General features: G+C 47.3%; 22 protein-coding genes. 9 read left to right on the top strand and 13 right to left on the bottom strand.

Annotation, left to right across the window (positions count from 1 at the left end):
* Positions 1–22 precede the first annotated feature (22 nt).
* Positions 23–1,045 (top strand): AraC family transcriptional regulator, encoded by a 1,023-nt coding sequence (locus tag DYP60_RS12080; RefSeq protein ID WP_117331270.1) that lies wholly within the window; start codon positions 23–25, stop codon positions 1,043–1,045.
* Here DYP60_RS12080 and DYP60_RS12075 read toward each other — a convergent pair.
* The 8 genes from DYP60_RS12075 to iolG form a co-directional block, all read right to left on the bottom strand.
* Positions 1,023–2,276, bottom strand: a complete 1,254-nt coding sequence (locus DYP60_RS12075) for a nickel-dependent lactate racemase family protein (protein WP_117331269.1) — start codon at positions 2,274–2,276, stop codon at positions 1,023–1,025. The two genes, DYP60_RS12080 and DYP60_RS12075, sit on opposite strands and share 23 nt — an antisense overlap.
* Positions 2,277–2,279: 3 nt before the next feature.
* Positions 2,280–3,563: a phosphoglycerate kinase gene (locus DYP60_RS12070; protein WP_117331268.1), complete on the bottom strand. Its 1,284-nt coding sequence runs from the start codon at positions 3,561–3,563 to the stop codon at positions 2,280–2,282.
* Positions 3,551–4,582 (bottom strand): type II glyceraldehyde-3-phosphate dehydrogenase, encoded by a 1,032-nt coding sequence (locus DYP60_RS12065; protein WP_117331267.1) that lies wholly within the window; start codon positions 4,580–4,582, stop codon positions 3,551–3,553. Before DYP60_RS12065 ends, DYP60_RS12070 begins: the two co-directional genes overlap by 13 nt.
* A gap of 129 nt (positions 4,583–4,711) precedes the next feature.
* Complete coding sequence (locus DYP60_RS12060) at positions 4,712–5,662, bottom strand: transketolase family protein (RefSeq protein WP_117331266.1); 951 nt, start codon at positions 5,660–5,662, stop codon at positions 4,712–4,714.
* Positions 5,659–6,516 (bottom strand): transketolase, encoded by an 858-nt coding sequence (locus DYP60_RS12055; protein WP_240622881.1) that lies wholly within the window; start codon positions 6,514–6,516, stop codon positions 5,659–5,661. The genes DYP60_RS12060 and DYP60_RS12055 overlap by 4 nt, the downstream gene beginning before the upstream one ends.
* A gap of 71 nt (positions 6,517–6,587) precedes the next feature.
* Entirely contained in the window at positions 6,588–7,481 is an 894-nt protein-coding gene (gene iolE / locus DYP60_RS12050) for a myo-inosose-2 dehydratase (protein ID WP_117331265.1), read from the bottom strand.
* Positions 7,482–7,495: 14 nt separating this feature from the next.
* Positions 7,496–9,361: a 3D-(3,5/4)-trihydroxycyclohexane-1,2-dione acylhydrolase (decyclizing) gene (gene iolD / locus DYP60_RS12045; RefSeq protein WP_117331264.1), complete on the bottom strand. Its 1,866-nt coding sequence runs from the start codon at positions 9,359–9,361 to the stop codon at positions 7,496–7,498.
* A gap of 20 nt (positions 9,362–9,381) precedes the next feature.
* Complete coding sequence (gene iolG / locus DYP60_RS12040) at positions 9,382–10,416, bottom strand: inositol 2-dehydrogenase (protein ID WP_117331263.1); 1,035 nt, start codon at positions 10,414–10,416, stop codon at positions 9,382–9,384.
* 268 nt (positions 10,417–10,684) lie between these two features.
* On the opposite strand from iolG, the gene DYP60_RS12035 reads away from it, so the two are divergent.
* The 8 genes from DYP60_RS12035 (at position 10,685) to DYP60_RS12000 (ending at position 19,305) form a co-directional block, all read left to right on the top strand.
* Complete coding sequence (locus tag DYP60_RS12035) at positions 10,685–12,187, top strand: sugar ABC transporter ATP-binding protein (RefSeq protein WP_240622880.1); 1,503 nt, start codon at positions 10,685–10,687, stop codon at positions 12,185–12,187.
* 11 nt (positions 12,188–12,198) lie between these two features.
* Entirely contained in the window at positions 12,199–13,221 is a 1,023-nt protein-coding gene (locus DYP60_RS12030; RefSeq protein ID WP_117331262.1) for a Gfo/Idh/MocA family protein, read from the top strand.
* On the top strand, positions 13,218–14,243 hold the full coding sequence (locus DYP60_RS12025; protein ID WP_117331261.1) for an ABC transporter permease: 1,026 nt from the start codon (positions 13,218–13,220) through the stop codon (positions 14,241–14,243). The genes DYP60_RS12030 and DYP60_RS12025 overlap by 4 nt, the downstream gene beginning before the upstream one ends.
* 70 nt (positions 14,244–14,313) lie before the next feature.
* Positions 14,314–15,264 (top strand): sugar ABC transporter substrate-binding protein, encoded by a 951-nt coding sequence (locus tag DYP60_RS12020; RefSeq protein WP_117331260.1) that lies wholly within the window; start codon positions 14,314–14,316, stop codon positions 15,262–15,264.
* 211 nt (positions 15,265–15,475) lie between these two features.
* Positions 15,476–16,501: a Gfo/Idh/MocA family oxidoreductase gene (locus DYP60_RS12015; protein WP_117331259.1), complete on the top strand. Its 1,026-nt coding sequence runs from the start codon at positions 15,476–15,478 to the stop codon at positions 16,499–16,501.
* A complete protein-coding gene (locus DYP60_RS12010) occupies positions 16,495–17,442 on the top strand; it encodes a sugar phosphate isomerase/epimerase family protein (RefSeq protein WP_240622879.1) in 948 nt (315 codons plus the stop codon). Before DYP60_RS12015 ends, DYP60_RS12010 begins: the two co-directional genes overlap by 7 nt.
* A 6-nt stretch (positions 17,443–17,448) precedes the next feature.
* Positions 17,449–18,246, top strand: coding sequence for a TIM barrel protein (locus DYP60_RS12005; RefSeq protein ID WP_117331257.1), 798 nt, complete (start codon positions 17,449–17,451; stop codon positions 18,244–18,246).
* A 57-nt stretch (positions 18,247–18,303) separates the two neighbouring features.
* On the top strand, positions 18,304–19,305 hold the full coding sequence (locus tag DYP60_RS12000; protein ID WP_117331256.1) for a LacI family DNA-binding transcriptional regulator: 1,002 nt from the start codon (positions 18,304–18,306) through the stop codon (positions 19,303–19,305).
* Here DYP60_RS12000 and DYP60_RS11995 read toward each other — a convergent pair.
* The 5 genes from DYP60_RS11995 to DYP60_RS11975 all read right to left on the bottom strand — a co-directional run bounded on the left by DYP60_RS11995 (position 19,293) and on the right by DYP60_RS11975 (position 25,040).
* The gene (locus tag DYP60_RS11995; RefSeq protein WP_117331255.1) at positions 19,293–20,579 is read right to left on the bottom strand and encodes a CehA/McbA family metallohydrolase; all 1,287 of its coding nucleotides are present in this window, start codon (positions 20,577–20,579) and stop codon (positions 19,293–19,295) included. The two genes, DYP60_RS12000 and DYP60_RS11995, sit on opposite strands and share 13 nt — an antisense overlap.
* A gap of 63 nt (positions 20,580–20,642) precedes the next feature.
* A complete protein-coding gene (locus DYP60_RS11990; RefSeq protein WP_117331254.1) occupies positions 20,643–22,052 on the bottom strand; it encodes an ABC transporter substrate-binding protein in 1,410 nt (469 codons plus the stop codon).
* Between the two features lie 65 nt (positions 22,053–22,117).
* Positions 22,118–22,987, bottom strand: a complete 870-nt coding sequence (locus DYP60_RS11985) for a carbohydrate ABC transporter permease (RefSeq protein WP_117331253.1) — start codon at positions 22,985–22,987, stop codon at positions 22,118–22,120.
* 3 nt (positions 22,988–22,990) lie between these two features.
* Complete coding sequence (locus DYP60_RS11980) at positions 22,991–23,878, bottom strand: ABC transporter permease subunit (RefSeq protein WP_117331252.1); 888 nt, start codon at positions 23,876–23,878, stop codon at positions 22,991–22,993.
* Between the two features lie 259 nt (positions 23,879–24,137).
* Positions 24,138–25,040: a helix-turn-helix domain-containing protein gene (locus DYP60_RS11975; RefSeq protein WP_117331251.1), complete on the bottom strand. Its 903-nt coding sequence runs from the start codon at positions 25,038–25,040 to the stop codon at positions 24,138–24,140.
* Positions 25,041–25,055: the final 15 nt, after the last annotated feature.

Genomic DNA, 25,055 nt, shown 5'->3' with positions numbered 1-25,055 from the left:
AACTCTCTGTATCGTCTGACACATGGAATCATCAGAGAACCGGATATTGTTCAAGGAAGATTTCTCAATCAAGGTCAATGATGACAGAAACCCTCTGTTCTATGTCTTCGATTATGGGGTGCGTTCTGATGCGATGAACATGGAGTTTCAGCATTTCCATGATTTCTACGAATTGTTTTTTCTTGTGGATGACCATGCCTCGCACATTATTGAGGGTGAGTATTTCAGCCTGCAGCGCTATGACATGGTCTTGCTCAAACCCTCATTACTCCATATGACATTGTATCCAAGGGGAGAAAAACCAAAGGCTCGGCTTATTGTCGCTTTCCGTATATCCCCGACATTGTCACCGATGGAGCGACAAGTGAAGCGTTTGCTTAGTATCTTTGATGAGGAGCCCCCCATTTTTCGATTCTCCGGTTCCCTGTTGAATCGCATCCTGCAGTTGTTTAACACCATCTATAAACTTGGTACAGAACGACAACCAGGGTATGACCTGATGATTCATGGGAAGTTTCTAGAATTACTATGGGTTATTCAAACCAATCGTAAGATAAACCTTTTCACAAAGGCAGAAATTACTGACTCCATTACCCAAAAAATCTATGAAGTGACCAGTTACCTGCATACTCATTATGCAGAGGAACTTTCACTCCAAGAAGTTGCAGACCACTTTTCGGTAAGTTCCTTCTACCTTTCACACCAGTTCAAGCGGGTCACAGGGTTGAATTTTGTATCATTCTTGCAGCAAATACGAGTTCGCAATGCCCAGCAGTTGTTGCTCTATTCAAAGATGAAGGTCAAGGAGATCTGCTTGGCATGTGGGTTTACCTCTTTCAGTCAATTCAATCGTGTATTCTCAAAGTTCTGTGGAGTTACCCCTTCGTTATTCAGAAAGAATGTGAATCATCAATCAGAACAACTTTTACAATCCCTTGACCCGGAGCGTAATGCTGAAGCAACTCCATCCAAGGCATTGCAGAGTGAAGATGAGTATCGCTCTGTAAAGCACAAGGAAATGCTTAGTCAAGGGAAGGGACCGTGACACAACCGTCTAGAAGTAGCAGCGCTTTTGGGTTAAGCACTCCCTTCCCTCTAGCGCTCTGCAAGGCTTCATCCAACGCTTGTTGCAGGTTGTGTATGGGGACAAGGAAGAGCGAGGTTACCAGTTCATCAGGTAGTTCTGTATAGGCTTGGACTGTTATCCGCTTGCTCACAGAAGCCATCTTTGCAGCCTTGTGATATCCAAGCTTGTACCCTGCTTCAATCTTCCCAAGAGCTTCATCTGGAGACTTGCACGAACCAAGAAGCTTGGCAAACGCTGCATCCCCAATTCCCTCTCTACATGAAGCGACAAGGATTAGGGTACCGCCATCTTTCACAGCCAGAGACCCATTGTCGATGGCTTTTTGGCTTTGGTAGAGATTGATGTCCATTGGAAACTTTGCAATCGAGATAACAACATCCGCCTGTTCCTTGACCGGGACACAGAACACGGAACGAGCAATTTCGACCGCCTCCAAAAATGATTGGACGATATCACCGCTTGTAGCTGCAACCACTTTCTGGTCCTTGTCCAATACCGTCATGAGGGAAACTATAGGTGCCTTGATATGGGTCAGGGCATCCATCATATCCTCATGTACTGGGTTCCCTTGCAGGGCAAGGGAGTGTGCTTCATCTTGGATTGCCAGCTTATGGTTTGCCTCTATGGTGGAAAACCCTGCAATACCAGGCAAAAAAGCTTTCCTCCCTCCAGTGAATCCTGCAAAGTAATGGGGTTCCACACTTCCTGTCACCACGATGCGGTCACAGGAGAAGAGCAGTTTGTTAAGGAGGATAGGAGTACCATTTCGGGTGGTACCAACGTTCACCAAGGATGATGCATCCTTTGCATCATGACTGACCAACCGGCTTTTTAAGCGTTGTGTGTAGGTTCCGAGGAGCTGTTCCAGCTCCTCATCCTTTACCCCTCGGTGAGCTCCTGTTGCTACCAGGATGGTTACTTGTGCATCAGAAAGGCCAGCCTTTTCAAACTGGGGGAGCAGTGCGCTGAGCATCGCATGAGTAGGAGTGGGACGGGTAGCATCATTGATGATTACCAGCACCTTCTTTGCTCCCTTGAGAAATGAAGCAATCCCGGCAGTTGCTTCATGCAATACTTCCCTTTCTCCTTGAGATGGGATCGCATTAGGTTCAAGGATACCAAGAAGCTGTGCTTCTGATAACGTAACCTCAACCGTTTTCTTTCCATGATAGGGAATGCTCAGCTGCATGCTTTACTCCTTGCCATCTCGTTCCCAGGCTTTTCCCATCGCCTCTATCAAGGGGAGTTTCTTGCCTGAGAGAAAACGAACCATCGCTCCTCCTGCGGTACAGACATAGGAGTACTGCTTGAGGTCGGTGAAGCGGGTTGCCGCGGTGATTGTGTCCCCACCTCCTACGACGGTATATCCATCAGCGTCGGCGATAGCAGTCCAAATCTCTTTGGTTGCTTTCTCAAAACGCTCATCTTCGTACACCCCTGCCGGGCCATTCACAAAAATAGAACCCGCTTTTGCAATCACCAATTTGTAAGATTCGATGGTCTGTTCTCCAAGATCGAGGAACAACTTGCTCTGCAACGCTTTCGATCCTGCTATCGTCTCGATTGTTACCTCTTTCCGTTTCCCCTCCTCTTCATACGCGAGGTCGAGTGGAATGACAAATGCTTCAGGCCAGGAGGCAAGCAACTGTCTTGCCTGGTCTACAAATTGCAACAGGTCACGATCTTTGAGGAAGTTCCAAGTGGAATCGCCCAGCGAAACACCCTTCGCCAGCAACATCACCAGTGCCGTGATCCCACCACAGAGTATGGTATCGGCTGTCTTGTTCTCCAGTACATTGCGCATCATACCGAAGGCGTCGCTAATCTTCCCACCTCCCAGGACAAAGACACAAGGGTGTATTGGCTGTGATGCAACCTTGGATAGGGCAGTGTACTCTGCAACCAGTTGTTTGCCTCCAGCAGTGGGCAATAACTCCTGAAATGCTACCATCGAGGGTGCATTGCGGTGTGCGGCAGCAAAAGCATCATTGACGTACAGGTCAGCCAGTGGGGCCAAGGAGCGTACCAACCAAGTTCCAAGCATCTCAGAGGGCTTGAGTTTCACTTCTTTTTCGAATGCGGTAATCTCTTCCGACAGATAGCGGAGATTTCCCAGTATTACCGCTTGCCCTTCCTTGAGAGAGCGTACCGTCTGGATGGCTGTGGGACCACAGACATCATCGAGATAGGCAATCTCATAGCCGGTGAGTTTGCTCAGGATTTGAGCATGCTCGGCAAGGGGAATAAGGTTCTGGTAGTCCAGGGTGTCACCCTGATGAGCGATTAATGCAACCTTTGCACCACCATCGAGCAGTGTCTTGAGTGTGGGGGCTGCCTTCTCCAGTCTGTTGGTATTAACAATACGCTTGGTCTTGGGATCGATGGGGGAATTGATATCAGGGCGGAAGATAACCGTCCGCCCGGCAAGTTCCACATCCTCCAGACTGCGCATACGGATCTGTGTTACTTTTTCCATGTTCCAATTCCTAAATATTTGTTGGTCTCAGAGGTACCGCTCTCTCGGTCGCTTTGCATCTCCATTGCAGCCCTAATTGCATCAATATTCTCAGGAATGACCACCGACTCCTGAGGGATGTTGATGGCAAACATCAAATCCTTGCCACTCTTGACCACGGAGTCTTTCCAAAGAGCGATTTCATACATATCACCTCTCGGGTTCCCTAGGTCACGGGCATAACGGAAGAGACTGGCATTGCCAAGGAATCCTTCATCGATGGAGACCACACGGATACGGGGATGTTTCTCGAAGATGGCGATAGCCTCATCCACCGAGATGTCCTTCTTCGGTGTGAGTACGACGGTAATGATATGACCATGGGTGACCGGGGTATGGATCAGAATCCCGGTAGCTTCAACATGTGGCATGATGGTCATCAAATCAACTGCCTGGTGGCTGGGTGCCTTATCAATCTTTAGTGCATTGGTCAAGCCACGATGGTAGTCCCCAGGGTCTGCAACACGACGGATGATTGTGATTGCAACCTTTTCTGCTCCAACTTCACGGTCGAGACAATCCACAGCCCGGATCAAACCAGTGGTATTGCAGCTGGTAAGTTTGAGGTAGTCCGCTCCAAGACCTTTTTCGTAGTTTGCATAACCATGGAAGAATACATCTGCAACGGTGTTTTTCTCCCCACCTTGGAATACAGCTTTCTTTCCATATTTCTTATAGATTTCCTTGTTCTTGAGTCCAATTCCTGCACTCGTGGCATCGAGCATGATATCAACCTGCTGTACCAAATCCTCCAGACTGCCACTGATGGGGATACCAGCCTCATCGAGTGCTGCTGTGTTATCAGGCATGGCGGTGAACAGTTTGTAGGGCATGCCCTTTTCTTTGAGTGCACGAACACTCAGGGTGGGGGCTACATCTGCAACGCCTACCAATTCCATGTCATCTTGCAAGGCAACTCCATCAGCGAGTCGCTGTCCAATTACTCCATACCCTGCTACTCCAACCTTGATCTTTTTCATGGTGTTTGTTCCTCCTGGAAATCTAGCGTTTCTCCTGCATAGGACGAGGTTCATGCAGTCTTAATGTTTTGTATCACTTCCTTTCCAAATAACACGGTCCGTGTTATCCAGGCAGAAAGTAAGATGACACTATTTTCTTTTGATAGCATCCTTGGCTTCCTGGACAATCTGCCCAGCTGTCAACGCAAAGCGTTTCATAAGGTATTCAACGGTTCCTACTTCTCCGAACAGGTCTTGTATCCCAACACGCCTTACTACCGTGGGATACTGTTCACTCAAAAACTCAGAAACCGCACTTCCAAGCCCTCCAGCCATCTGGGCATTTTCACAGGTAACGACGGCGTTCGTTTTCTTCGCATAGGAGAGGACAAGTTCCTTATCCAGCGGCTTGATGGTATGCATATCAATCACTGCTGCAGAGATGTTCTCTTTCTCCAATGCTTGTGAAGCCAGTATTGCCTGTTCAAGCATGACTGCCCCCGTTGCGACCAATGTGACATCCTTTCCGTCCCGTACAATGATGCCCTTACCCAGTTCAAAGGTTTGGTTGGCATCATAGAAGATGGGGTTCCCTTTCCTCTGCAAGCGTACATATACAGATCCTTGATGAGCGTAAACTGCTTTTGTCAGATGGTGCACTGCCCATCCATCACCTGGTTCTACGACGACCAGATCAGGAATGACCCTGGTGAGCGCAATATCACAAAATGGCATATGGGTTCCCCCATTGAATGCTGCCGTTATACCGGGGTCGAGACCGACCAGTTTTACATTCTGTCGTGCATAGTTTGCAGAAAGAAAGAATTGGTCATACGCTCTACGGGTTGCAAAACATCCAAATGTATTGACGAAGGGAATAAATCCTTGGGATGAGAGCCCGCTTGCAATACCGACCATGTTGGCTTCAGCGACTCCACAATTTATTGATCGTTCTGGAAATAGTTCCTTGAAATGTTTTGTTCCTGTTGCACTCATCAAATCAGCTTCGAACACTACAACTCTGGAATCCTCTTGAGCAAGTTCAATCAGTGTATCGGCATAGATGGTACGGAAATCTTTCATGGTGGCAATATCAGTCATTTTTCTTTCCCCCCGTCTTCAGCCATGAGTTCTTCAATTGCTTGCTTGGCTACCTCTTTGGAGTACGCCATGTTATGACTTGAAGCCAATCCTTCGGCAAGAGAGAAGCCTTTTGCCTTGATGGTGTCACAGATGATCATGGAAGGTTTTTCCCCTTGGGCTTTTGCCTGTAGAACAGCATCCTCAAGAGCCTCGAAATCATGTCCGTTGACTCTTTGGACGAACCAGCCAAACCCCTTCCACTTTAGCTCAATATCCCCTAGGTCAATAATATCGCTGGTACTACCGTCAATTTGGAGCTTATTGTAATCGGTGAATGCTATGAGGTTGGATAGTTTGTACTGTGCAGCAAACATTGCCATCTCCCAGATTTGTCCCTCTTGGCTCTCCCCATCCCCGATTATGAGATAGGTGATTGCTTCGATTCTCTTGAGTTTGTCTGCGAGTGCAATTCCCGCGGCGGCAGAACTTCCCTGGCCAAGAGATCCTGTGGTGAAATCAATACCAGGGGTCCGGTTCATATCACAATGGCTTGGAAGGTTCGTTCCTCCCTTGTTGAGTGTCAGAAGCCACTCTTTCGGGAAGAACCCCTTCTCTGCAAGGACTGCATAAAGCGCAGGTCCAGCATGTCCTTTCGAGAGCACCAATTTGTCTCGGTTTTCGTTTCGGGGGTTTTTGGGATCAATGTGTTCCATTACTCGAAAGTAAAGGAGCGTCAGAATATCAACTACCGATAATGCCCCCCCTATGTGTCCAACTCCCAGATTTCCAATTTCTTCAATCGTATCACGGCGGATATGCTTAGCAATAACCTGTAGTTGTTTCAACTCTTGATTATTCATGGTTCTTCCCATATATGACCTCTAACATATAGTTTCAGTATGATTCGAATATGGCGGGCACCCTTCTCCAATCAGAACAGTCCCTAGATTCCTGTAGTCTCGCGGATATAAGCTCTTGCCTTCATCGCATACTCAAGCGGATTTGCCTTTGCCGGGTCTTGTTCTGCCTCAACGACCCACCAGCCTTGGTAGCCATGTTCCTTGAGGTAGGTCAGTATTGGTTTGAAGTCAATCATTCCATCCCCTGGAATGGTGAATACACCTTCCTTTACTCCTTTCAAGAACGACCACTTTTCCTTGATGGCTTTCTCTCTCAATGGTTTTCTCACATCCTTGAGGTGGACATGGCGAATTCTTGAAAAATGGCGTTTAAGAATATCCATTGGGTCTTCTCCACTGAATACCAAGTGACCAGTATCATAGAGCAAGCCAACAAGGGCAGGATCAGTCTCTCGCATGAGACGGTCAATCTCCTCTGAGGTCTGGACTCCGGTTCCCATATGGTGGTGGTAGGTGAGGGCCATCCCCATCTCTTTTGCTTTTTGTCCAAGCTTGGTAAGGCCTTCTGTGAGCAGTTTCCACTCTTGCTCCGAATTCACAGGTTTTGCATCAAAAACAGAGAGGTCCTGGCGGCCTTGAATTGAGTTGCCTTGTTCTGCAACCCCAACCACCTGTGCCCCCATTTCCTTCAGGAATGTGCAGTGTTCTACAAACGCTTTTTCGACTTCCTCATACCTTTGGGTGGTTAAGAAGGTACTGAACCATGCGTTGCAGATCTGCAGTCCACGAAGGTCCAATGCCTTCTTCAGTACAGTGGTATCTCGTGGGTATTTATTTCCCACTTCACTTCCTGTAAATCCCGCCAAGGCCATCTCGCTGATGCACTGCTCAAATGGGATTTCTCCACCAAGTTCTGGAAGATCATCATTCGTCCAACCAATCGGAGCGATAGCCAAATGAATTTTTTGTGTGCTCATGTCTCTATCCTTTTTTAGAATTGTCTTGACTTTTTGATTTCAGCCTGCATCTCTTTCCATGCCTGTTCAACTTCTGGATTGGTAGAGACTTCTGCAGTCCCGACACGCCACCATGATTCATAGCCTCCAGTCATAGACTTGGGAGCCACATGGCAATGAATCACTGTGGAGCGGTCTTCCTGAAGAGCTTGTTTCATTGCATCTTCCAATGCTTGTACAGTATCGGCATGAAGTCCTACTGCTCCCCAGCTCTCTGCATTCATGGCATAGTCAACGCTGAGTGAAGATCCGGTAAGCCTTCCAGTGGATGCTTCCCTTCGTTTCCATTCATTCCCATAATGCACGATGCCCTGGCTATGCTGAAGATTGTCAATGCAGTGGAATCCTGCATTATCCAGTATTACCACAATTATCTTTTTCCCCTCTTGGATGGATGTAAGCAGTTCTGTGTGGAGCATGGTATAGGCACCGTCACCAACGATTGCCACCACTTCAGTATCGGGGTGGGCAATCTTAGCCCCTAGGGCTGCAGCAATCTCGTATCCCATACAAGAGAATGCATACTCCATATGGTAGGTTCCTCTGACTCTCGTTCTCCAGACCCGTTGCATATCACTAGGAATGGATCCTGAGCCAGAAACTACGATTGCAGATTCTGGAAGCAGTCGGTCGTTAAGTTCACCCAAAACGCGTACTTGGGAGAGTGAAGAAGGAATGTCTTCACTATAGAGGCGGTCGACTTCCTTGTCCCACAGTGCCCGTTCTTGTTTGATTTGCTCTGCCCATCGGCTATGATAACCTTTTAGCAACTCTGTATCCTTGAGCGCTTCAAGTGTCAACTTTGCATCTGCAATAATTGGCATGCTATTGAGTTTGTAGGCATCTGCAGGTGCAACATTAACAGAGACGAACTTGCATTCCGGGTTCTGGAACAGCCACTTCGAACAGGTGGTAAAGTCTCCGAAACGAGTTCCGATACCAAGGATCAGGTCAGCCTGTTTTGCCAATCGATTTGCGGCCTGGCTTCCTGTATTTCCAATGCCACTCAGGTTGTATGGGTTGTCCCAACGGACCATCCCTTTCCCTGCCTGGGTTTCTCCGAATGGGATATGATACTGCTCACAAAACGAAGCAAGCGCATCCCCAGCTTCACTGTAGCGAATTCCACCTCCACAGATTACCAATGGCTTCTTTGCTTCTTTCAATAATTCGGCAAGGCGTGTAATTTGTCCTTCACTCGGGATTCGTCTCTCAATGTAGTGTACTCGCTTCTCAAAGAACTCAACAGGATAGTCATAGGCTTCACCTTGAACATCCTGCGGAAGTGCGACCGTGACTGCTCCTGTCTCGCTCGGGTCAGTGAGGACTCGCATGGCGTTGAGCATGGCACTCATCAGTTGTTCTGGTCTGTTTATTCGGTCCCAGTACCTGCTTACGGAGCGAAATGCATCGTTTGCTGTATTGGTATAGTCATGCGGTATTTCAATTTGTTGTAATACCGGGTCAGGTTGACGGCAGGCAAATACATCACCGGGAAGTAGCAATACAGGGATATGATTAGCGGTGGCAGTTCCTGCTCCCGTTACCATATTCAGTGCACCTGGTCCAATAGAGGAGGTGACTGCCATGATTCTTCTTCGGTTGTGCTCCTTTGCAAATCCTGCAGCAGCATGGACTGCACCTTGCTCGTTCTTTGCCTGGTAGAAGGGAAGCTTGTTCTCTTTTGCTGCCAAGGCTTCTCCAATCCCTACGACACAGCCGTGGCCGAAGATACCGAAAACTCCTTCGACGAATTTTTCTTCAACTCCATCGTAAGACACATATTGATTGTCTAAAAAACGTAACAAGGCACCAGCCATTGTCAGTCGAATCGTATCCATAGATTACTCCTTAATCTCTCTCAAAGGCCCAATTCATCTTTCATTTCTGCAATCGTTACTACTCGTCCTTCTTTCAGACTTTTTCCTGCAGCAAGCGCTGCAACCATGTCTTCAAGCCCGTCCTCTCCACTGACCACCACTTCCTTGTTTTCAAGGATTGCCTCTGCAAACGAGCTGATTTCGTCGACGAAAGCATCCTCATAGCGTTCTAGGAAGAAATAGAGCGGCTTATCCGTGGATACCTGTTCTGCAGTGGATAGTGTCACATTGGTGGGTCTATCATTCTCTGCTTGAGCGGCGCCCTTGCTCCCGAATACCTCAACGCGTTGGTCATAGCCATAGACTGCTTGACGAGAATTATCTATAACCCCGATTGCACCATTGGCGAATGTGAGGGTGACGATGGCGGTGTCTATATCTCCAGCTTTGCCAATCTCCGGGTCAACAAGAACTGCACCGGTAGCATAAACACTGGTGATTTCACTTCCTGCCTGGAAGCGTGCCATATCAAAGTCATGGATCATCATGTCCAGGAAGATACCACCAGAGACAGCCACATAGGCAGGAGATGGGGGAGCTGGGTCACGGCTGGTAATCTTAACAATATGTACATCTCCTACCTTTCCAGCAGTTCTTAGGTCATGGATGTGCTTGAAGTTATGGTCAAAGCGTCGGTTAAAGCCCAGTTGCAGCTTCACCTGGTGTTTTCTTGCGACTTTGATAGCTTCCAACCCCTTCGTTACCGAGAGATCGATGGGTTTCTCACAGAAGACATGCTTGCCGGCCTTTGCAGATGCCATGGTGAAGTCTGCATGCGTCGATGTAGAGCTGCAAACCAGGATCGCATCAATTTCCTCATGATTGATCAAATCAGAAGGATCTTTCGTTGCAATGCCAATTCCCAATGAGTGAGCCCATTTCTCCATCTCATCGTTCATCATGACATCGCTAATTCCAACCACCTGTACCGAGGGTACCAGCTTGGTAATGTTTTCTGCGTGTAATTTTCCGATACGGCCTGCACCGATGATACCAATGTTAACGACTGCACTCATGGTTTTTACTTCTCCCTCTTTGGTATAGTCAATATTGAAAACGTTATCAAATATCTAAAGGTTATACCATGTTTGTATGATTTGTAAAGGTAAAAAAATAGTGAGTAATATCGTGTATCACAGGAAAGTAATAAAAAAATGTTTGACAAATCGTAAAAGTGATGCAAGCATACATTTATGATAACGTTTTCAAATTTAGGGAGAATACCTCAGTTCTTTGCACGAATAGACAGAGGATGCAGATGCATATCCGTCTAAGGGGGGAGAAGTGAAAGAAGATACAAATATTTTGGAATTACGAAATATTACCAAACGCTATCCGGGTGTACTTGCTTTGAACGCAGTTTCCATGAACGTAAAACGAGGTGAAGTTCATGGATTGGTAGGGGAGAACGGTGCTGGCAAATCCACCCTGATAAAGGTACTCGCTGGTGCCCATGCACCGAATGATGGCGAAATTTTCTTTGATGGACAGTCCTTCTCTGCTTTGACTCCCCGCCAGGCAATGGGGTTAGGCATTTCTTGCATCTATCAAGAACTCAATCAAGTGAATTACATGACCGTAGCCGAGAATATCTTTTTAGGTCGGGAGTTGAAAACCAGTCACGCCTTCGTAGATAGGAAGACACAGGTTGAAGTGGCCCGTGAGTTGCTTGCTGATTTCGAATTGGATATTGATCCGAATACACCGGTAGGTCTTCTTGGTGTCGGTAAACGGCAAATGGTGGAAATATGCAAGGCAGTTCATTCCAAGGCTAAGCTCATTATCATGGATGAGCCCACTGCCAGTCTGAGCGAGAAAGAAGCTGGCGAGCTTTTTAAAATCATTAAGAAATTACGACAGCAGCAGGTCACCATGATTTTTATTTCTCACCGGCTTGAAGAAGTGAAATCTGTTTGTGATTCCCTCACGGTAATGCGCGATGGGGAGGTGGTTGCAAACCGTCGTATCGAAGATGTTTCAGTGGACAACATCATCAAGTTGATGGTCGGGCGTGATATCAAGAACAAGTATCCCAAGGTGGAGACACAGCGAGGGGATGTCGTACTCGAAGTCAAAGGTCTTACCAAGGCAGGAGAGTATGAGAATGTTAGTTTCAAGGTCCATGCAGGCGAGATTCTTGGGGTGTCAGGCTTAGTTGGGGCAGGACGGACTGAAAGTATTCGTGGACTGACTGGAGCCGATCCTATAGATGCCGGGGAGGTATACATCCATGGGAAGAAGGTAAATATAAAAACCCCTCAGGATTCCATCAGAAACGGCATTGCATTTCTCACAGAGGATCGTAAGGGTCAGGGGTTGGTTCTCCTTGAGACGGTAGAATTTAACACCACGCTTGTTGATCTGAAGCAGTTCAAAACCAGAAAACCGTTTCTTGATCTTAGAAAGATGAAGGATGTAGCAAAGCAAATGGTGGACAGCCTTCGTATCAAGGTGCCCAATGTCACTACCCTTGCCGGGCAACTGAGTGGAGGAAATCAGCAGAAAGTGGTTCTTGCCAAGTGGCTGCTGAGTGAATCAGATATCTTTATCTTTGATGAACCAACACGAGGTATCGATGTCGGTGCAAAGATTGAAGTATACAACCTGATCAATGAACTCGTATCCAACGGGAAGGCAGTAATCATGATCAGTTCTGAAATGGATGAGTGTATGGGTATGGCAGATCGGATCATTGTCTACCATGAAGGGCAGGTGATGGGTGAGCTGGACCGTGAAAACTTCTCGGACGAGAAAATCATGTACGCTGCAAGCGGTTACCACATTTAGGAGAACAACAGATGAAAAGACTACGATGTGCAGCGATTGGACTAGGCCGGCTTGGGTATCGTCATGCGGCAAATCTTGCGGGGATCATCCCCCAGTCAGAGCTGGTTGCCGTTTCCGATGTTTCCCAGGCCTCTCTTGATGCTTTCTCTGCCAGCTATCCCGACGTGCAAAAGTACCTAAATTATCAAGAAATACTGAAGCGTGATGATATTGATGCGGTCGTAATCGCCTCCTCAACGAGCAGCCACGGGCAGGTGCTGAAGGATACAATTCTTTCTGGGAAGCCTGCTTTCCTGGAAAAACCTCTATCTCTGGACTGGGATGAGGCAGTTGAGCTTGATAGGCTCGCCACCGAAAAGAAAGCTTTTGTACAGCTCGGTTTCATGCGACGGTTTGACCGATCCTATATGGAGGCCAAAGCACAGATAGCCAGTGGAACAATGGGAGAACCCGTTTCGATTCTGGGAATCAGCCGGGATCCCGGCTGCCCGCCGCTAGCGTTTGCGAAGACAAGTGGTGGCTTGGTGCTTGATCTGTGTGTCCATGATATCGATTTATGTCGTTGGTTTTTCAATGCAGAAGTAACCGAGGTATATGCCCGTGGAGCTGTAGTTCGTTATCCCGAGCTGGGGGAGATAGGTGATATTGATCACGTGAATATTGAACTGACTTTTTCAAACGGCAAGGTTGCCTCTCTCGAGGGCAGTCGTAACAGCCAGTACGGTTACGATGTACGGACAGAGATTGTGTGTAGCGAAGGGTCAATGAATGTGGGGAGTGTACAGCAACAAGGGCTTTCAGTGCTTGATGCAACCGGCACCCGTCAATATTCCGTGCCAGGATTCCTCGAACGATTTCTCGATGCATATCAGATGGAACTACAGCAGTTCGTTCTCGATGTGCTCGGGGAAAAGGATGCTCCGGCAGTAACCGTCACAGATGGAGTTCGCGTATTGGAGGTAGCACTCGCTGCCAATGAATCGATGCGGCTGAATAAACCAATAACAATAGATCAATGGAAGAGTGAAGTATGAACAGGAAGAAGAATGAAGAAGTACGCAAAGATGGTGCGGTAGAAGCGACACAGAGCGAAGAAACAAAGGAAAAGAAAAAAACAAAAAAGCGGGGAAGCCTGGGTATCATGCTGAGCTTGATTGTGCTCTGTGTGATTATCAGTATTCTCTCTCCACGATTCCTTACGGTGGCGAACTTGACGAACGTCCTGTCTCAGGCAACGGTCAGTGCCATCATCTCCGTAGGTGAGTTCCTCGCGATTCTGACAGCAGGAATTGACCTTTCCATTGGATCCATACTAGCACTTTCCATCATGATGCTCGGTATATTTGCAGTGAACATGCAGATGAATCCAATGCTGGCAATACTACTTGCCCTTGCAGTAGGAACTCTGATTGGGCTATTCAACGGTATTCTACTTACCAAACTCAGACTACCCCATCCATTTATTTCTACCATGGGTACAAAAATGATTGCTCGAGGTCTTGCTCTTGCAGTCACCGCTGCACAGCCGATCAGTGGATTTGCTCCATCCATCCAGTTCTTGGGGAATCGATCCATCGGCCCTGTTCCTGCAAGTGTCATTCTTGTAGCGATAGTGTACGGTATTATGTTCATTTTCATGACCCGCACCAGTACCGGTCGGCATATTTATGCTGTAGGGGGAAATGTGGAGGCAAGCCGCCTCAGCGGTATCAATGTGCATAAGGTACTATTGATTGTCTATGCCTTGAGTGGCTTCTTTGCTGCCCTTGCAGGTTTGTTGCTGGTTGGACGTGTGAATGCTGCCTATCCGCTGGCTGGAACCGATTATGAGACTGATGCGATTGCAGCGGTCATCATCGGTGGAGCAAGCTTTAGTGGTGGTGTAGGTAAGATTCTCAATACCGTCATTGGTGTTCTGATCATCGCTGTGCTGCGTAACGGATTGAACCTGCTGAATGTAAACTCGGCATACCAGACAGTTGCTATTGGTGTTGTCATCATCCTAGCGGTGTACCTTGATGTAATCAGACAGAAATCTGCACCTGTGCAGAAATAAGAAAGCGTATAGTGGAGACGTTGTCTCCCTTTGAATATGTGTTATTTCATGACCTAATAAGGAGGTTCACATGAAAAAAACAATGATGATTCTTTTGGCTCTCGTATTGATTGCCAGCCAGACAGCTCTATTTGCCCAAGGCCAGAATGAAACTGCTGACTCAGGCAAGATGAAGGTAGCTGTCGTCTTGAAGACTCTCAGCAGTGAATATTGGCAGAGAGTGGTCAACGGCGCAGAGGAAGCTGCTGCAAAGTATGATGTTGAGCTGATCAAACTTGGTCCTCCCACCGAGGATGCTGTTGAGCAGCAGATCAACATGGTTCAGGATGCCCTTACTGCAAATCCTGCAGCTCTGGTATTCTCTCCCAGCCAGCCTCCCACGGCAGTCAATGTAGTCAACCGGGCAAAGAATCAGGGAATTCCCGTGATTCTGGTTGACACTCCGATGGCTGATGGATTCGAAAACTATGACACCTTCATTGGTACCGAGAACTATGTTGCCGGTCAAATGGGTGCCAAAGCTATGGTTGATGCGCTTGGCCGTGCAGGGAAGGCAGTGGTTATTGAAGGCGCTCCAGGAAACCCGACCACAACACAGCGTGCTGATGGTGCAGAAGATGTATTCAAGGAAGCAGGTTTTGAAATTGTAGCTCGTCAGCCGGGATACAGTGACCGTGAACGTGCTTACACCGTTATGCAGAATATCCTGCAGGGCAATGCCGACATCGACGCAGTATTCTGCTCGAATGATGAGATGGCTCTTGGCGCTCTTCGTGCTCTCCAGCAAGTTGGTATAGATGCTCTGGTTCTTGGCACTGATGGTAACAAGAGTGCACTTGAATCCATCCTTGAAGGCGGTTTGTTTGGTACTGCTGCACAGAAGCCCGAGGCCATGGGGTATCTTGGTGTTGAATACGCGATCAAGGCTGCCAATGGGGAGACCATTGAGAAGCGTATTGATAGTGGCGTTGACATCATCACCATAGAGAATGCGCAAGCTGCATTGGATGCTTTGCAGTAAATCGTTGTTAATCAAAGGGCTCTCATTCCCCAACGGAGCGAGAGGAGAGGAATCAGCATGATGGTTCCTCTCTGGAGCGAGTGCCGGGAAAGCAAAGTGAGATACCCCGTCCCTTGGGGCGGAAAAGGAGGCAACGCCTCCTGAGTCCAGGGCTTGCCCTGGGGTATTGATACCTTTCATTGGAGAGCCCTTTCTTACCAAAGAGGATGAGATGAGTAGAACCATTAAGGTGGGAATTATCGGTACCGGAAGCATGGGAGCGAACCATGCAATTACGCTCTCTCGTAACTGTCCAGAGGTAGTCGTCACTGCCTTGGCTGATATGGATGGAAAGCGAATGGAGGTTCTCGCGCAAGAGCTCTCTAACCCGCACTGTTTTACTGACCCCTCTTCATTGATCGAAGAAGTCGATGCTGTGGTGGTTGCCAGTCCAGATGCCACCCATGCCGGGTATGTCATGGAAGCATTGGAGCTGCATAAGCCGGTATTCTGTGAAAAACCCTTGGCTGGCAGTATAGAGGAGATACACAGGATACTCAGCAAGGAACAATCCATAGGGAAAAAGCTTGTGAGTGTTGGGTTCAATCGACGCTTTGATCCGCATCATACTGCAGTCAAACAAGCAGTAGACGAAAAAAGTTTGGGTAGCCCACTGCTTTGGAAAGGCGAGCATCGCAATGCAAAGGCAATGTACCATAATACTGGGGCTTTTATTCTCAATAACAGTGCAGGCCACGATGTGGACTCAGCACGTTGGATTCTTAACTCTGAGCCAAGGGAAGTCTACTGCTATGGCATTAAATCACGGGAAACGCTGGGAAGTGATGCCTGTGACCTACTGGTAATGAATCTTCTCATGGATTCAGGAAGTCGTGCACTAGCGGAAGTGTACGTGAATGCATCCTATGGCTATGAAGTAACGTTGCAAGTGGTTTGCCAAGAAGGGGTCGTTCAGAGCAATCCTGTGCAGCTGACAACCCTCAGGCACGCGAACCATAGAAAGAGCTATGTGAGTGATGATTTCAGGTCATATTTTGCCCGATCCTATGCTTTGGAACTACAGGAATGGGCTGCCAGTATTGCAGAAGAGAGACCATTTCGTGGAGCTGATGCTTGGGATGGCTATATGGCACTTGTAACGACTGATGCGGCGGGAAAATCGTTGAAAGAGGGTACTGTTTGCCAGATTGAGGCTGTCAAGAAACCCGCACTGTATCAAGAAGGTGTATTGTGTTAACCTTTTCAATCATGACCGATTCCCTCTCTTCCCTCCCCTATCCACAAATGGTAGAAAAAGCCAAGGAGTTGGGTGCTGAACAGTTGGAGATTGCAACAGGGAATTGGTCGAAAGCTCCTCATATGCAGCTTGATACCTTGTTGGAATCTACCGATGCCCGACAAGAGTATCTTGGAATACTGGAAGAGCACGGTCTCAGTATTTCTGCATTAAATTGTAGTGGGAACCAGCTCGCCCCGAATGCAATGGGCGAATCACATATGAGCATAGTGAAAAAGACCTTTGCTCTTGCTCCTCTCTTGGGGGTGCACACGATAGTGATGATGAGTGGACTTCCTGGAGCTTCCGCTATTGATTCTCATCCTAATTGGATAACCACCAGCTGGCCTCCTGAGAATCTCGACATCCTTGATTGGCAATGGAGAGAGCGGCTGATTCCTTCCTGGAAAGAATTGGTAAAACGTGCCGGGGATTCCAAAATCAACCATATAGCATTGGAGAATCATGGTTGCCAGCTGGTATATAACGCACAAACGCTTAAGCAGTTACGTGCAGAAGTAGGGGAAACAGTAGGTATGAACCTCGATCCCAGTCACCTGCTTTGGATGGGTGGAGACCCACGATCGATGGTACGTTCGCTTGGTCCTATGATCTATCATGTGCACGCAAAGGATGTTCGCCTGGAGGAGGGGATATGGCAAGCACAAGGGTTGTTGGATACACAGCCCATCGCTGCATATGCAAATCGGAGTTGGAACTATGTAGCGCTCGGCTACGGGCATGACCTGTCCTGGTGGAAAGAGTTTTTCAGTGTACTGGTGATGGTTGGGTATGATGGACCGATAAGCCTGGAAATGGAAGACATGACCATGGACCAGCTTACCGGTGTCATGAAATCTGTTTCAGTTCTCAAGGCTGCGATGCCAAGAGTGTGGGAGTAGCGGGGGATGGTACCATTTTCAGCAAATATTGAGATGCTCAATGACCAAGAACCGTTTCTTGAACGTATTGGGAAAGCCAAATGTTCCGGGTTTGATGCGATTGAGTTTTGGTCTTGGGAAAATAAAGATCTGGTGGCAATCAGGGAATTATGCGAGGAATTTGGTCTTTTTGTGAGTTCAATATCGGGAGATGGGAGTGATTATTCGCTCTGTGATGATACCCAACTCAAAGGTTATGTCGATTATGCGCGAGCTTCCTTTGAAGCTGCCAAGCAAGTAGGCAGTTCTATCGTGGTGATACACTCCAATGCATTATCTGATGGAAAGGTGGTAGATTCATATTCCGATATACCGATAACCAGACTTTACATGAATATGGTAAAGACACTGCTTGCCTTAGCTCCCTATGCAGAAAAGGCTGGTATTACCTGTGTCTTGGAACCATTGAACCGGTATATTGATCATCAAGGGAACCTCCTGCATACACTGTATGATGCGGCACAAGTTGTCGAGGTGGTAGGGTCTCCCAATATTGCATTGTTGTATGATCTATATCACATGCAGATAGAATCAGGCAACCTTTGTGGAAACTATGACCGCTTTGCAGCGCATGTGAGACATATCCATGTTGCTGATTATCCTGGTCGTCATGAACCGGGAACCGGGGAGATCCAGTATGACCAGGTAGCATCTCATATTCTCAAACAGGGCTATTCAGGGGTATTTGCTTTTGAACTGAGTCCTTCAAGGACATATGAAGCAGCGGTGCGGTCAATTATGAATTTACGGAATACGCTCTTGTAGCAAAGGCTTTAAGCACAGTATGATTCCACCTATCATACCAAAATATAGGATGATTGCATGGTTAGTATCAAAGACATCGCTAGAATGGCAGGAGTTTCGGTATCAACAGTATCGCGAGTGCTGAATGACAGGACTTGTGTGAGTGCTGACAAACGAGCCAAAATCCTGGAAGCAATCAAGCAGACAGGGTATGTCCCCAATCGTGCAGCTCGGGATATGGTCAGTAAACATTCATCCACAGTAGGAATCGTAATGCCTGGTACTTTCAATATGTTTCAACGCCAGTTGTTCAGTACCATTGAGCATCACTTGGAGCAATTTGGGTATCATACCAGCTTCTATTTTGCTTCCTCTGATTTGGATGGTGAAAGAGCCTGCCTCAATCGGTTGAAGGCTGATCGTCTTGATGGAATCATCATTCTTCACGAAATTGAGCTACCTGAGATACAGCAGTATCTGCAGGAATATAAGATACCCACGGTATTGGCTACCTTTGAGAGAAGCGGGTGGAAAGCTACTTCGATTCATATCAGTGAGGAAGAAGCCGCACTTACCGCGGTGAATCATCTGCTTAAACTCGGGCATCGAAAGATTGCCTTCATCGGGGGAATGAAATATAGCTTCCCCGGGCAACGTTTTGCTGGATATAAAAATGCGCTTGAGTCAGCTTCACTGGAGTATGATGAGACATTGGTAGCGTATGCAGAGACGTATAATATGGAGGGTGGTTCCAAGGCACTCGAGGAACTTTTGTCTCGAAGTACTTCCTTTACTGCAGTCTTTGCTATAACTGATGAGCTTGCTCTTGGTGCAATGCGAACATTGGCTGACCATGACCTCAAGGTGCCAGAAGATGTCTCTGTCATTGGGTTTGACAATATCGAACTTGCCTCGTTCTCCATGCCCAGGCTTACCACCATTGCTCAACCGATGGTAGAGATGGGGCAAACAGCCGTGGCACTCCTGCACTCCTTGATTACCAGCAAGAATCGTTTTCCACTGAGTATTTCACTTCCTTTTACGTTTATAGAAAGAGAGTCAACTGCTCAGCTCAGGTAAACTGGGTTGGTCATTGCATCGAGCATTTCGAAAGCGAGTGTTTTACGGTAGAGTTCTGTCTGGTAGAATTTTCGTTTCTGCACCAAGAAGGGGAGTACAAGCGTTCCAGCATATGCAATTTCCCAGCTTTGTTCTAACCCCTCATTGCTATACAATACTATCCGATCACCAACCTTCGCCCCCATGATGTGAATGCTCCCTGTCATCCCTTCTATAAAGCAGACAGTTTCACCTATGTGTACATCAGCGATGACAAGATCGAGTTGTGCTGAACTTGGGGTTGCTGAAATGGATACACGCCCCTCTCTCAATGCTTCCAGAAGATCCTCTTTGCCTGCTGAACGTGCATGTATATATGTGGTGGGGGTGCCAAAACTCCTGCCCTGTTCAATGCGGTGCGTGTCTGATCCTCCTATAGCAACGAGGTGTTTCCCTTCCTTCAGTTGATTTCTCCACCATGCGATGGCCTTCGAATCAGATTCCTTGAAGAAAGCATTCCACACCTCAACCAAGCTGAAGGGAACGTCAAAGCCCCACAGCCAGGGGCAACTCTCATCAAATGGATGATTGATGCTTACCAAGGCTTCTCTCTGCTCTGCGGCTTCCAACGTGGAGAGCATTTCCTCGCGGGTATTGGATAGGGGGTTTTCAGCGAATTCAGTAGTGTCTGTAAAGAAAAGATTGGCATGTCCCCGGTAATTGGTATATTCCATCCCTGGTAGGACTGTTATTCCTTCCGGGTTCCCAATTTCCTGGTTTTGTTGGGTGTTGTTATGATCGGTAAGTGCAATGAAGTCGAGTCCCGCGTGTCTGGCATAGGTGATAACTTCCCCAGTTTTGTAGATTCCATCACTGTTTAGAGTGTGCATGTGCAAATCGCCTTTGAACCAACGACGTTCCTTTTCCTTTAGCTTGATAGTGATGCTTACTTTGGCCTCGTCTGTAACCTTGTAGATTCCCAATGCTAAATTCCATCTACCAGGGGGTATTGCTCCACGCTTATATCCAGGACTTGCGTCAGACGAGGAGATGTACACGGTGGTTCTTTCAGAGCCAGACCAACCACGAAGCTTTCCGTCGGGAGAGAAGAGTCCTAGGTCGATGATGTTCACTTCTTCCTTGGAAACACCTAATGCATGGTTTTTGAACATATGACGTTGATAGTTGTACGAGATTTCGATTTGTTCGATATTCTCTCCAACAGTAAACGGGATTTTTGTATAGCTCTGTTGTTCTTCCCTGCTATAAGATTTGACAATACTCAGTTCTTCCATGGTACTCCTTCCAAAGAGGGCGCAGCATTTGCTGCGCCCTGCATGTGTAACATTACTCTGCGCTTAGTCGATGAGCTTGTTTGCACGAAGCTCTTTTTCTGCTCCATTGATGGCAGCATCTGCGCTGATCTTGCCCATGATACAATCGGTCATCCACTTGCTCATGATATCATAGTATTTTCGTGTGTCCAGTTCCCCGTTGGCATAGCCCATCGGTGCAACTTCAACGTCACTTCTCTGTCCAATAGCAACTGACTCAAGTACCCCAGGGTTCATCTCACCCAGAAGGGAGAGATCAAACTGAGTAGAGATCGGGAATGGAGCCCCATGGTCCTTAGCGTGGGACTTCCCAACCTCGGTGTACTCGATCTTGCCGTTCTTCATGGTGTAGTCGTGCCCTTCGATGCCGGCTGAGAGCAGCAGGCCGCCTTCCTTGGTAGCCATGTATTCGAGAATCTCAAATGCTTCATCAGGATTTTTGGCATTGGAGGGAATCGCCCAGAGCGATGCGCCGCCCTGTTCGAGCATGTAGGTACCATCGGGTCCCTTGGTTCCAGGAAGTCCCACAACATTCACCTTAGCAGGATAGGTTCCTGCAGTTCGGGCGTTATTGTTGTAAAGTCCGGTCCAAGCTGCCCAGTCCACGTCCATCACGATGTCCTGACTCTGCCACATCTTGCTGCGCATATCACCAGTCTTGCCAGTGAAGGAGGCGGGATCCATCAAGCCCTCTTTATAGAGTTTGGCGAGCCACTCCCAGACAGGTTTTGCTTTCGTACTGACATAGGGGGCATACTTCTTCCCACTTGCATCGACAAAGACTCCACGTCTGAGTCCAACTGAACTAAACCAGGGCTGCAGGTCCCAGATGTCCGGCATGTAGGTGAAGAATGGATAGTAGGGTTTCTTGCCTTCCTTGGTTTCCATGTAGGTTTTCACCTCCTTGAGCATCTGGTAGTACTCGTCCAACGTATCGAGCGAATCCAGATTGATACCCACTTTGTCGGTAATAGCCTTGTTGACGTTGACCAACGGGAAAACCTCAAGCTTGTTGAATCCGGCATAGTATTTGCCGTTGAGACCGATTTTCTCGAGTTCTGCCTTGTCAACATTCTCGGCATAGACTTTGGAGTTCTGAATCCGGTCGGTGAGATCGGTCAAAGCTCCCTGCTTTGCCAAGGTGTACATCTGGAACTGATTGAGATAGATCAGATCATACTGTTCACCGGCACCAAGTTTCTGCATTAAAACCTGGTCGTACCCCGAGGGGACTTTCTCCCAGGTGATGTTCAGCCCGGTAGCCTTCTCCATCTCCTCCTCGAAAAGCTTGTTCTCTGCTTCATCCTTACCGCCTGTCACCCCTGCCAGGACCTTTACCTCTACGGTACTCTTGTCCACTTGGCCTTGGGCGAAGACGCCAAGACTGATCATCAGTAGAATCAGCAATCCAACGATCATGCGTTTCTTGTTCATATGATTCCTCCTTATTGGATATCATGTTTCGATATGTCAGCATGCCCCCACGTGTTGTGTGGGCATCATTCCTTGATCGACCCGATCATAATTCCACTCGAGAAGAATGATTGGGTGAAGAAATACAGTACTATCAAAGGTAGGGCGGTAAGCACCACCGCTGCCATTTTTGCGTTTGCAAAAATATAGCTGGTTCCACTTGTTGAAGTTTGGTCAAAGAGGATGAAGCGTAGTACCACCGGCAGTGTCCATTTCTTCATATCGCTGATGAGTGTTACCGTCATTGTGATGTTGTTCCATCGGCGGATCAGCTCGAGGGTTCCGATGGTCAGGAGACCGGAAAGTGCAAGGCGTAGATAGATTGCAGAGAAAATCCTCAGTTCGGAGGCACCGTCGATTCGAGCAGATTCGGCTAGACTTTGTGGGATTGCCTGGAAGTAGTTGCGCATCAAAAATACGCTGAAGCCACTGATCATACCGTTTACGATCAAGCCGGTATACGTGTTTATCAACCCTAAGTCCTTGTTGACCGCATAGATACCAATCATCGTCAATTCGTAGGGAACAGTCATCGTCAGCAAAACAAAAGTGGTCATGCCTTTCTTTAGGGGAAGGTTTGGTTGGCAAAGAATATATCCGGCGAGGGAAGCCAATATAACATGCAAAACAGTTCCAACTACCGACACATAGACGGTATTGAAGAAAGGAGTTGCAAGGTTCGTGTACTTCCAGATGAACTGATACCCCTCAAATGTCGGTGGGTTTGGCCATAGGACCATACCCGGGGAATCGCTTTTTGCTTGGGTGGAGAGAGAGACGGACAAGACGTTGAGCATAGGAAGACCCATCAGTACCACAACCAGTAGCAGCATCAGGATGTTGAATGCACGTATAGGAATTGGAAGCTGGTCTTTCCTGATCAGTCTCGGTTTCATGTCCTACTCCTCCTTGTCATACTCGGTCAGACGCCGGATCAAGGCAGTGAACAGGACCGTCCCAATCATTACCAAGGTGGCTCCTGCACTGGCAGAACCGGTGCGGAAGTTTAGGATTCCATTTTCATATACATAGAGTAGCAAGGTGTTGATCAGGCTTCGGTTCGCTGGGTTGACCATGACGTAAATTTCATCAAAGTGGGTTAGAACACCAATGGAGAGCAATACAATAATTGTTTTCATAGTAGGGAGAAGTGAGGGAACAATAATTTTCCGAATCTGCATCATCCTGCTGGCCCCATCAATACGGGAGGCCTCAAAGAGTTGTCGGTCGATATTCATAATTGCTACGGTGAAGAGGAGTGCAAAGTAGCCCATTGATCTCCACACTCCCATGGCGATAATCAAGGGACGGGCATAGGCTGGAGTTGCCAAAAAGAAAATTGGTTCGGTTCCAAATAGTGCTAGGAATCGGTTTACCAGTCCGTCGAGGTCGAATATCAAAGCCCATACACCGCCGATGACTGCCCAACTAAGAAGATAGGGGATATAGGCAATGGTTTGAATTCCCTGTTTTATTTTTTTTTGTGTGATTTCGTTGAGGACAAGGGCAAAGAGCAATGCAAGGGAGAAGTAGAGCACCATGTCAGAAAAACCAATGATTAATGAATTGAGGATTGAGCTAAGAAACGATGGATCAGAGAGGACCAGTTTGTAGTTTTCAAGTCCGGCAAATGGACGGGTGCCGATAAGACGGTTCTCCTGGAAACTCATAATCAAGCCACGGAAGAATGGATAGTAGGTAAAGATAATGAAATAGAGTGCTATGGGGATGAATAATAGATAAAAGATTCTGTGTTTTTTTATCTGCCTGACGAGCTGCTTATCCATGGTCCTTCCTTCTTTTGATACTCAATGCCTTTCATTGTGAATCCATTCCGTTTTCCTTTCGTATACGTAGGATACCATGGATTTTAAAAAATAGACAAGTAAAAATTGATGGAAATGATAAAAAATAGACATTTCTATTGAAGGTATGTATTAATTGATAGGTAATTATATACATTAAAACAAAAAATATTAACAAAGTATTAATTTTATTAATTTTTCACTATAAATATATATTTTTTATTTGTAAATTATTAGACATTTATGTATGATAGGTAGTGTGTTTAGACAGGATTTTTTCTCGATAGGCCCCGGGGGTTACCCCTTCGTTTTTCTTGAAGGCCGTAGTGAAATAACTGGTGGTTGAGTACCCCAGGTCTTTCGCTATTTCATTAATGCTATAGGAGGGGTTGGTGAGCATCTTTTTGGCTTGTTCAATCTTTGCAAGAATGATAAACCGTTTGGTTGAGTAACCTTCAGAGGCAAAAACGATTCGGGAGATCTGTTTCTCACTGAGATTGAGATAGGCAGCGATATCGGCAGGACAGAGTGGGCGATTGATATTGTCCTCCACAAATTCGGCAATTCTGTCCATTCTTGTTTTTTGGTTGTTCTTGGATGGAATAGGGCCTATTCCCATGCTTCGCGCAGCAGCAACGAGTATGGCAGGTACAAGGGAGAGGATGATGATTCCATAGGCTGGTCTGATATGCAAAGCCTCATCTAGTGCTTGCTCAAACAGGCTGATTACACCGTTTGTGTCCTGGAATGGGGTACAAGGAACAGAGAGGAAGAAGGAGTGGAGTTGACTCCATTCACTGTTCTCCTGTGTGGCGCTTTCCCGTCTGGGGTGGAAGGTGCAATCGAGGCTGTACTCGATGAGGTCACCCTCATTGTAGTTGCATTGTTCGTGATACACCCCAGGGGCGGTTAGGTAGAAACTACCCGCTTTCGCAGTGAAGGATTCGTTGTCAGTGGTTACTGTACAGGCACCACGGGCGATGATGTGGAATTCGAAACTTGAATGGGCATGACGGGGTATAATCCACTGTCCGGTTTTTTGCATAACGCGAAGCCATTTTACTTCAATGGTAAAGCCGGAGAGTTCAATAATGAAGGGGAGCTCCGATAAACGTCTGGATGCTTTGTTCAGTTCGTAATCCACAGTCAGTCCTCTGAT

Origin of the sequence: Sphaerochaeta halotolerans, from assembly GCF_003429665.1 — a bacterium.
GTDB classification, from domain to species: Bacteria; Spirochaetota; Spirochaetia; order Sphaerochaetales; family Sphaerochaetaceae; genus Sphaerochaeta; species Sphaerochaeta halotolerans.
Note: the sequence above shows the minus strand (reverse complement) of the source record. Positions and strands in the feature narration are given on the sequence as shown.